Genomic DNA, 7,640 nt, shown 5'->3' on the forward strand with positions numbered 1-7,640 from the left:
TGTGTTCCCAATCATGCCGTGCGGCGCAGTATCAGCAGATGGCGTTGGCCTTGGCAACCGGGTACGGCCAGGGCGTGTTCGCTATCGAGGTGGAAGTCTGCCGGCAATGCTACCAGCTCATCCGCGGGATGAACGCCCTTCATTGCCAGCCAACGTGTGTCGCTATCGCCCAGGTGGCGAGTCCAGTTGCTGAAGTTCTCCATGCTGCTGAATGCCCGGGAGATGATCCCGTTGAACGGCAGTTCAGGCGTGAAGGCTTCGACGCGACTGTGGATAACTTGCAGGTTATCCAGTTTGAGTTCGAGTTTGACCTGCGTCAGGAAGCGGGTCTTCTTGCCGTTGCTGTCCAGGCAGGTGACTTGCGACTCGGGAAACAGGATCGCCAGGGGAATGCCCGGCATACCACCGCCACTGCCCACATCCAGCCAACGGCCGTTTTCGATGAAGGACATCACGCTCAGGCTGTCGAGCAAATGCCGTGAAACCATTTCGTCTGGATCACGCACTGCCGTGAGGTTGTAGGCCTTGTTCCATTTTATCAACAGGGCCAGATAACCCAGCAGCTGTGCGTGCTGGGCTTCTGTCAGGTTGACGCCAAGCTGGCGTGCGCCTGTGGATAACTCTTCGGCATGTTGCGAGGTGACCAACGAACTCAAGCGCTTTGCTCCAACTGACGGCCCGCGCCGCGTTTTTTCAAATGAATCATCAACAACGAAATCGCTGCCGGCGTCACACCCGGGATTCGCGATGCCTGGCCCAGGGTTTCCGGACGCGTCGCGCCGAGCTTGCTCTGGATCTCCTTGGAGAGACCGGAGATGGTCGTGTAATCGATATCCACAGGCAATTTGGTGTCTTCGCTGGCCCGCAGGCGAGCGATTTCATCTTGCTGGCGATCAATGTAACCGGCGTATTTGGTCTTGATTTCGACCTGTTCGGCGACTTGTGGGTCTTCAGCACCAGCACCCGTCACCGAGATCAAACCAGCGTAGTCGATTTCCGGACGGGTCAGCAGGTTCAGCAAATTGTATTCGTGGGTCAACGGCGTGCCGAACTTCTCGGCAATGGCATCACCCTGCTCAGTCCCCGGGCGAACCCAAGTGCTTTTCAGGCGTTGCTCTTCCAGCTCGATGCTTTCGCGTTTTTTGCAGAAAGCCGCCCAACGCACGTCATCCACCAGTCCCAGTTCGCGACCTTTTTCGGTCAAGCGCAGGTCGGCGTTGTCTTCGCGAAGGATCAAGCGGTATTCGGCGCGGGACGTGAACATCCGGTACGGTTCCTGGGTCCCCAGGGTAATCAGGTCGTCGACCAATACACCGATGTACGCTTCGTCGCGACGCGGGCACCAGCTGTCTTTGCCCTGGGCACGCAATGCCGCGTTGGCCCCGGCCAGCAAACCTTGGGCGCCGGCTTCTTCGTAACCGGTGGTGCCGTTGATTTGCCCGGCAAAGAACAGACCGCCGATGACTTTGGTTTCCAGGCTGTACTTCAGGTCACGCGGATCGAAGTAGTCGTACTCGATGGCATAACCCGGACGAACGATATGGGCGTTTTTCATCCCGCGAATCGATTGCACGATCTGCAGTTGCACGTCGAACGGCAAGGAGGTGGAAATCCCGTTCGGGTACAGCTCGTGGGTGGTCAAACCTTCCGGCTCGATGAAGACCTGATGGCTTTCCTTGTCGGCAAAGCGGTGGATCTTGTCTTCGATCGACGGGCAGTACCGCGGGCCAATACCTTCGATCACCCCGGAATACATCGGCGAACGGTCGAGGTTCGACGCGATGATTTCGTGAGTACGGGCATTGGTGTGGGTAATCCAGCAACTGACCTGCCTTGGATGCTGTTCTTTGGAGCCCATGAACGACATCACCGGAATCGGTGTATCGCCTGGTTGCTCGGACATCACCGAGAAATCCACAGAACGGCCATCGATACGCGGTGGCGTGCCGGTTTTCAGACGACCGACGCGTAAAGGCAATTCACGCAGACGATGAGCCAGGGCGATCGACGGTGGATCGCCGGCACGACCGCCGGAATAGTTCTGCAAACCGATGTGGATAAGTCCACCGAGGAACGTACCGGTCGTCAGCACCACGGAATCTGCGAAGAAACGCAGGCCCATCTGGGTGACAACACCGCGCACTTGTTCCTGTTCGACGATCAGGTCGTCGGCGGCCTGTTGAAATATCCACAGGTTGGGCTGGTTCTCGAGAATCTCGCGGACAGCTGCCTTGTACAGCACGCGGTCGGCCTGGGCGCGAGTAGCGCGCACGGCTGGGCCTTTGCGGCTGTTCAACACGCGAAACTGAATCCCCCCTTTATCGGTGGCGATCGCCATCGCGCCGCCAAGGGCATCGATTTCCTTGACCAAGTGGCTTTTGCCGATCCCGCCAATTGCAGGGTTGCAGCTCATTGCTCCGAGGGTTTCCACGTTATGCGTCAGCAGCAGGGTTTTTGCCCCCATACGTGCTGAGGCCAGTGCTGCCTCGGTACCGGCATGACCGCCGCCGATGACGATCACTTCAAAACGGGAAGGGAAATCCACCACGCACCTCGTGCCTGCTTCAGTTAGGTAATCAGGAATAGTTTGAGCTCAGGTTTTTGGACCTGGTCGACAAGTATAGGGACTTCACCCTTCCTAAAGAACCCTTTGCACAAAAATTAACCAGCTGTGGAGAAGTCGGGATAATAGAAATTAAAAAGAGAGAAATTTATTAAATCTTTGTTTTTATGTTTATTTCTACTGAGCCACCTTTCTGTGGATAGATTGATACAGCCCTTTATATTCAATATGTACAGAGATTCAAAACCCTGTGGTCATGTGCCAAGGAGGCCCTTGGATAACCGGTGTAAGCCTGTGGATGAAAGGGGTGGTTATCCACAGAGGTGGTTTTCCTCAGTTTTGAAGCCCTGTTATCAACTGTGCTCAGTGGCAGTTATTCACAGGGCTTAATCCACAGAAAAGCGCCGAATGGAGCAAATGGCGCCCACGCAAAAGCCACCGAAGCGGTCGATGCCGCTCGGTGGCTCAAATAATTTGGATAAATACGAGGAGGGAGGAGCTTGGCTTGCCTGCGATTTAAGCAACGCGGTGTGTCAGACACACTGTCTCGCGAGCAAGCTCGGCTCCTGCAGAGGGAGAGGTGAAGCTATTTACCGATGCAAAAGCTGGAAAAGATTCTTCCTAGCAGGTCATCCGAGCTGAATTCGCCGGTAATTTCCCCCAGGGACTGCTGCGCCTGACGCAAATCTTCGGCCAGCAGCTCGCCGGCACCAGCCAGGGTCAGCTGTGCGCGGCCATGTTCGAGTGAGGCGCTGGCATGGCGCAGGGCTTCCAGGTGACGTCGGCGGGCGCTGAAGCTGCTTTCCGAGGTCTGTTCATAGCCCATGCAGGCCTTGAGGTGGTCACGCAGTAGTTCCAGGCCCTCGCCGGCCGACCTGGCGCTCAGGCTGATGGTCACGTGGCCATCTTCGCTGACCTCCAGCGCAATCGCTTCACCGGTCAGATCCGCCTTGTTGCGGATCAACGTCACTTTGGCTGGATCCGGGCGCTGTTCCAGAAATTCTGGCCACAATGCGAACGGATCAGCGGCTTCGGGAGCCGTGGCATCCACCACCAGCAGCACTCGATCCGCCTCGGCAATGGCCTTCAACGCCCGTTCCACGCCGATTTTCTCGACCTGGTCATCGGTATCGCGCAGCCCTGCGGTGTCGACCACATGCAGTGGCATGCCATCGATGTGGATATGTTCGCGCAAGATGTCCCGGGTGGTGCCGGCAATCTCGGTGACAATCGCTGCTTCACGACCGGCCAATGCGTTCAGCAGGCTGGATTTACCAGCATTCGGACGACCGGCAATCACCACCGTCATGCCATCGCGCAGCAAGGCGCCCTGCCCGGCTTCACGCAGCACGGTGGATAACTCGTTACGCACCGCATCGAGCATCGTCAGTACGTGGCCATCGGCAAGGAAGTCGATTTCCTCTTCCGGGAAGTCGATAGCGGCCTCGACGTAGATCCGCAACGCGATCAGTTGTTCGGTGAGGTTATGCACACGCTGGGAAAACGCACCTTGCAACGAACGCAAGGCGTTGCGGGCAGCCTGTGCAGAACTTGCCTCAATGAGGTCAGCGATGGCTTCGGCCTGGGCCAGGTCGAGTTTGTCGTTGAGGAAGGCACGTTCGCTGAATTCGCCCGGTCGGGCCAGGCGGCATCCCAGTTCCAGGCAACGTTTGAGCAACATATCCAGAACGATCGGGCCGCCATGGCCTTGAAGTTCCAGCACGTCTTCGCCGGTGAAGGAGTTTGGCCCCGGGAAATACAGGGCAATGCCCTCGTCCAGGACGTCTTCATCGGCGTTGAGGAACGGGCCGTAATGGGCGAAACGCGGTTTGAGTTCACGGCCACTGATGGCCTTCGCCGCAACACTGGCCAACGGCCCGGAAATACGGACGATACCGACACCGCCACGGCCCTGGGCGGTGGCGACGGCGGCGATGGTTTCACGAGGAACGCTCATGATTCGATATCCAGATAAAAATGGCAGATAGCAAAACGCCCCACTAGGGGGCGTTTTGAGTGGTTATCCACAGAGTAAGTTATGCGTCGGCTTTTTTGGTAGCCGCTTCAATCTTACGTGTGATGTACCACTGTTGAGCGATGGACAGGCAGTTGTTCACAACCCAGTACAGCACCAGACCTGCCGGGAACCACAGGAAGAAGAAGGTGAAGATGATTGGCATCAGCTTCATCACCTTGGCCTGCATCGGATCCGGAGGTGTCGGGTTCAGCTGCTGCTGGATGAACATGGTTGCGCCCATGATGATCGGCAGAATGAAGAACGGATCCTTGATCGACAGGTCGGTAATCCACAGCATGAACGGCGCTTGGCGCATTTCCACGCTTTCCAGGAGTACCCAGTACAGCGAAAGGAATACCGGCATCTGCACGAGGATTGGCAAGCAACCACCCAGCGGATTGATCTTCTCTTTCTTGTACAGCTCCATCATGGCTTGCGACATTTTCTGCCGGTCATCGCCATGTTGCTCTTTCAGCGCAGCCAGTTTAGGTGCCACTGCACGCATGCGCGCCATGGATTTGTAGCTGGCAGCCGACAGCGGGAAGAAAATCCCTTTGATCAGCATCGTCAGGAAGATGATCGACCAGCCCCAGTTACCGACCAGAGCGTGGATATGTTGCAGCAGCCAGAAGATTGGCTGGGCAATGAACCACAGAATGCCGTAGTCGACAGTCAGTTCCAGACCTGGGGACAACTCTTTGAGTACCGCCTGGCTTTTCGGACCGGCGTACAGAACAGCGCTGGTTTCTACTTTCGCACCTGGCGCTGCGGTCAATGCCGGGCCGGTGTAACCGATGATGTAGTTGCCTTTGCTGTCTTTACGGGTCTGGACGATGTTGTTTTCGCCCTTCGCCGGAATCCACGCGGTCACGAAGTAGTGTTGCAACCAGGCAACCCAGCCCCCTTGAACGGTTTCTTTCAGCGAACCCTTGTCCATGTCCTTCATGGACACTTTCTTGTACGGCTCGGAACTTGTCCACAGGGCGGCGCCCAGGTAAGTCGCGGTGCCGGTGGCAGTGCTGGAAGAAGGATCGGAACTGGCGTCACGCTTCAACTGCGCAAACATTGCACCGGACCAGGGCTGTGCGCTCTGGTTGTCGATCAAGTAGGAAACGGTGACGTCGTACAGGCCACGTTTCAAGGTGAAACGCTTGATGTAGTTAACGCCGTCCTTGCTGAATTTCAGGTCAACAACCAGTTGATCCTGACCATCAGCCAGTTGATACGTCTTCTTCTCCGAAGAGAACACCGGGCGACCTGCTGGATTTGCGTCCGGACCGTTGGTGCCGATCAGACCGCTTTGTGCCAGATAGGTCCGCTCGCCGCCGTTATCGAACAGCTGGAACGGAATTTCCGGGTGATCCTGGCGACGTGGATACAGCGGCAGCTTCAGCTGGGCGATATCACCACCTTGTGGATCGATAGCCAGGTCGAGCACATCCGTTTTGATCTGGATGAGGTCTTTGCTGGCCGCCACTGGAGCTTCGGCTGGAGCACTGGTATCGCTTGCCGCGCGTGGAATGTCGTCACTAACGGAAGCGTTATTGCCAGTCGCCGTGTCCGGTAGGCCCGGTGCGGTGGTGCTGGCAGCAACATTCTGAGTCGGCAGGGCAGCCTGGCCATAGTCCTGGTTCCACTTAAGGACCATGACATACGACACGATTGCCAGGGCGACGATCAGGATCGTGCGTTTGATATCCATGATTACTCGGCCATCGAAGAAGAACGGGAGGTAGGGATAGGTGGAACCGGGTCATAACCACCGGGATTCCACGGATGACAGCGACCTAAACGACGAAAGGTCAGCCAGCCACCGCGCAGAAGGCCATGATTTTCAATGGCTTCATACGCGTAGCAGGAACAACTGGGGTAGAAACGACAGTGACTGGCCATCAGAGGACTAATGGCGTAGCGATAAAACTGGATCGGAACGAGTGCCAGTTTACGCATCAGTGCTGTCTACCCCTACAGTTTCGGTTTTGACTGCTGGTACCGGCGTGCTACGAGCCAGACGCTTCCAGAGTTTGCCGAAATGCTGAATCAATTCGGGGTTTTCTACATCGCCCAAACCTTTGCGCGCGACGATCACGATATCCCACCCAACCAGAGAGTCCTGGTGGAGGCGAAACGATTCGCGCATCAGACGTTTGAGGCGATTGCGCTCAACGGAGAGTTTTACACTCTTTTTCCCGATAACCAGCCCAAGACGGGCGTGATCGAGATCGTTGTTGCGCGCAAGGAGCAGGAGATTTTTCCCCGGAACCTTGCCGGTAGGGGAGTCAAAGACTGCCTTGAAATGCCGGGGGGTCAGCAAACGCTTTTCCCGACTGAAGTCCTGACTCACCTCCAGTACCGGATTATCAAACTGCCAGACGCGCACGACCTTTGGCGCGGCGACGCGACAGGACGGCACGGCCGTTTTTGGTAGCCATGCGAGCACGGAAACCGTGGGTACGAGCGCGTTTGATAGTGCTTGGTTGGAAAGTACGTTTCATGTCGTGTTACCTGGTTCGTCCACAACGGGCCGGAATGGCCCCCGTTTTAAGAGACCGGGGATTCTAGAGAAAGCAAGCGTCTAGGTCAATTTCCAACCAACGTTTCCTTTAAATGGATATCTGGCCGGATCTGCGTTTCATTGTGGACAGCCAGATATAAAAATAAAGAAGGAACTTATTTAAAGCTTTTCTGTAAAGCTTATAAAAGCTAGGGACGCCATCCTCTGTTGATAACTACCTTGAGGCCTTCTAATTCGGGCTGTACAGAGAATGACAACCATGGTGGAAAGCAGTGGTAAGCCTGTGCTGCGCTATCGGATAAGCTGTGTGTGGAACGGTGTCTTATCCACAGGCCAGTTATCCACCGGGTTTACCCCCCACTTGTGCAACGAGCTCAGGTGCGCTTATCCACAGAGTTTATGCACAGACCATTGGTCGTGTTTATTTCAGATAAGACGTTGATTTCCGGTTGCCTGTGAGCAACCTGCATGTGGATAAGTGACCGGTTGGCCGTTACAATGGCGGCTTGTTTTTGCCTCACCGGCTTTCAACTTAGGGGATATCC

Annotated in this window: 7 protein-coding genes; all 7 read right to left on the bottom strand. The window is 56.0% G+C overall.

Going from position 1 to position 7,640, the window contains the following annotated elements; genetic code table 11:
- Positions 1 to 11: 11 nt before the first annotated feature.
- Positions 12 to 656: a 16S rRNA (guanine(527)-N(7))-methyltransferase RsmG gene (rsmG, locus tag AABM54_RS26865; RefSeq protein WP_347902916.1), complete on the bottom strand. Its 645-nt coding sequence runs from the start codon at positions 654 to 656 to the stop codon at positions 12 to 14.
- A complete protein-coding gene (mnmG, locus tag AABM54_RS26870; RefSeq protein ID WP_347902918.1) occupies positions 653 to 2,545 on the bottom strand; it encodes a tRNA uridine-5-carboxymethylaminomethyl(34) synthesis enzyme MnmG in 1,893 nt (630 codons plus the stop codon). The genes rsmG and mnmG overlap by 4 nt, the downstream gene beginning before the upstream one ends.
- 604 nt (positions 2,546 to 3,149) lie before the next feature.
- Positions 3,150 to 4,520 (bottom strand): tRNA uridine-5-carboxymethylaminomethyl(34) synthesis GTPase MnmE, encoded by a 1,371-nt coding sequence (gene mnmE, locus AABM54_RS26875; protein ID WP_347902919.1) that lies wholly within the window; start codon positions 4,518 to 4,520, stop codon positions 3,150 to 3,152.
- Positions 4,521 to 4,599: 79 nt separating this feature from the next.
- A complete protein-coding gene (gene yidC / locus AABM54_RS26880; RefSeq protein WP_347902920.1) occupies positions 4,600 to 6,282 on the bottom strand; it encodes a membrane protein insertase YidC in 1,683 nt (560 codons plus the stop codon).
- A gap of 2 nt (positions 6,283 to 6,284) precedes the next feature.
- Positions 6,285 to 6,530 (bottom strand): membrane protein insertion efficiency factor YidD, encoded by a 246-nt coding sequence (yidD, locus tag AABM54_RS26885; RefSeq protein WP_010465488.1) that lies wholly within the window; start codon positions 6,528 to 6,530, stop codon positions 6,285 to 6,287.
- Positions 6,523 to 6,924 (bottom strand): ribonuclease P protein component, encoded by a 402-nt coding sequence (gene rnpA / locus AABM54_RS26890; RefSeq protein ID WP_347906306.1) that lies wholly within the window; start codon positions 6,922 to 6,924, stop codon positions 6,523 to 6,525. The genes yidD and rnpA overlap by 8 nt, the downstream gene beginning before the upstream one ends.
- 16 nt (positions 6,925 to 6,940) lie before the next feature.
- Positions 6,941 to 7,075: a 50S ribosomal protein L34 gene (gene rpmH, locus AABM54_RS26895; RefSeq protein WP_003213577.1), complete on the bottom strand. Its 135-nt coding sequence runs from the start codon at positions 7,073 to 7,075 to the stop codon at positions 6,941 to 6,943.
- Between the last annotated feature and the right edge of the window lie 565 nt (positions 7,076 to 7,640).

It is taken from the genome of Pseudomonas purpurea, assembly GCF_039908635.1.
Classification (GTDB): Bacteria; Pseudomonadota; Gammaproteobacteria; order Pseudomonadales; family Pseudomonadaceae; genus Aquipseudomonas; species Aquipseudomonas purpurea.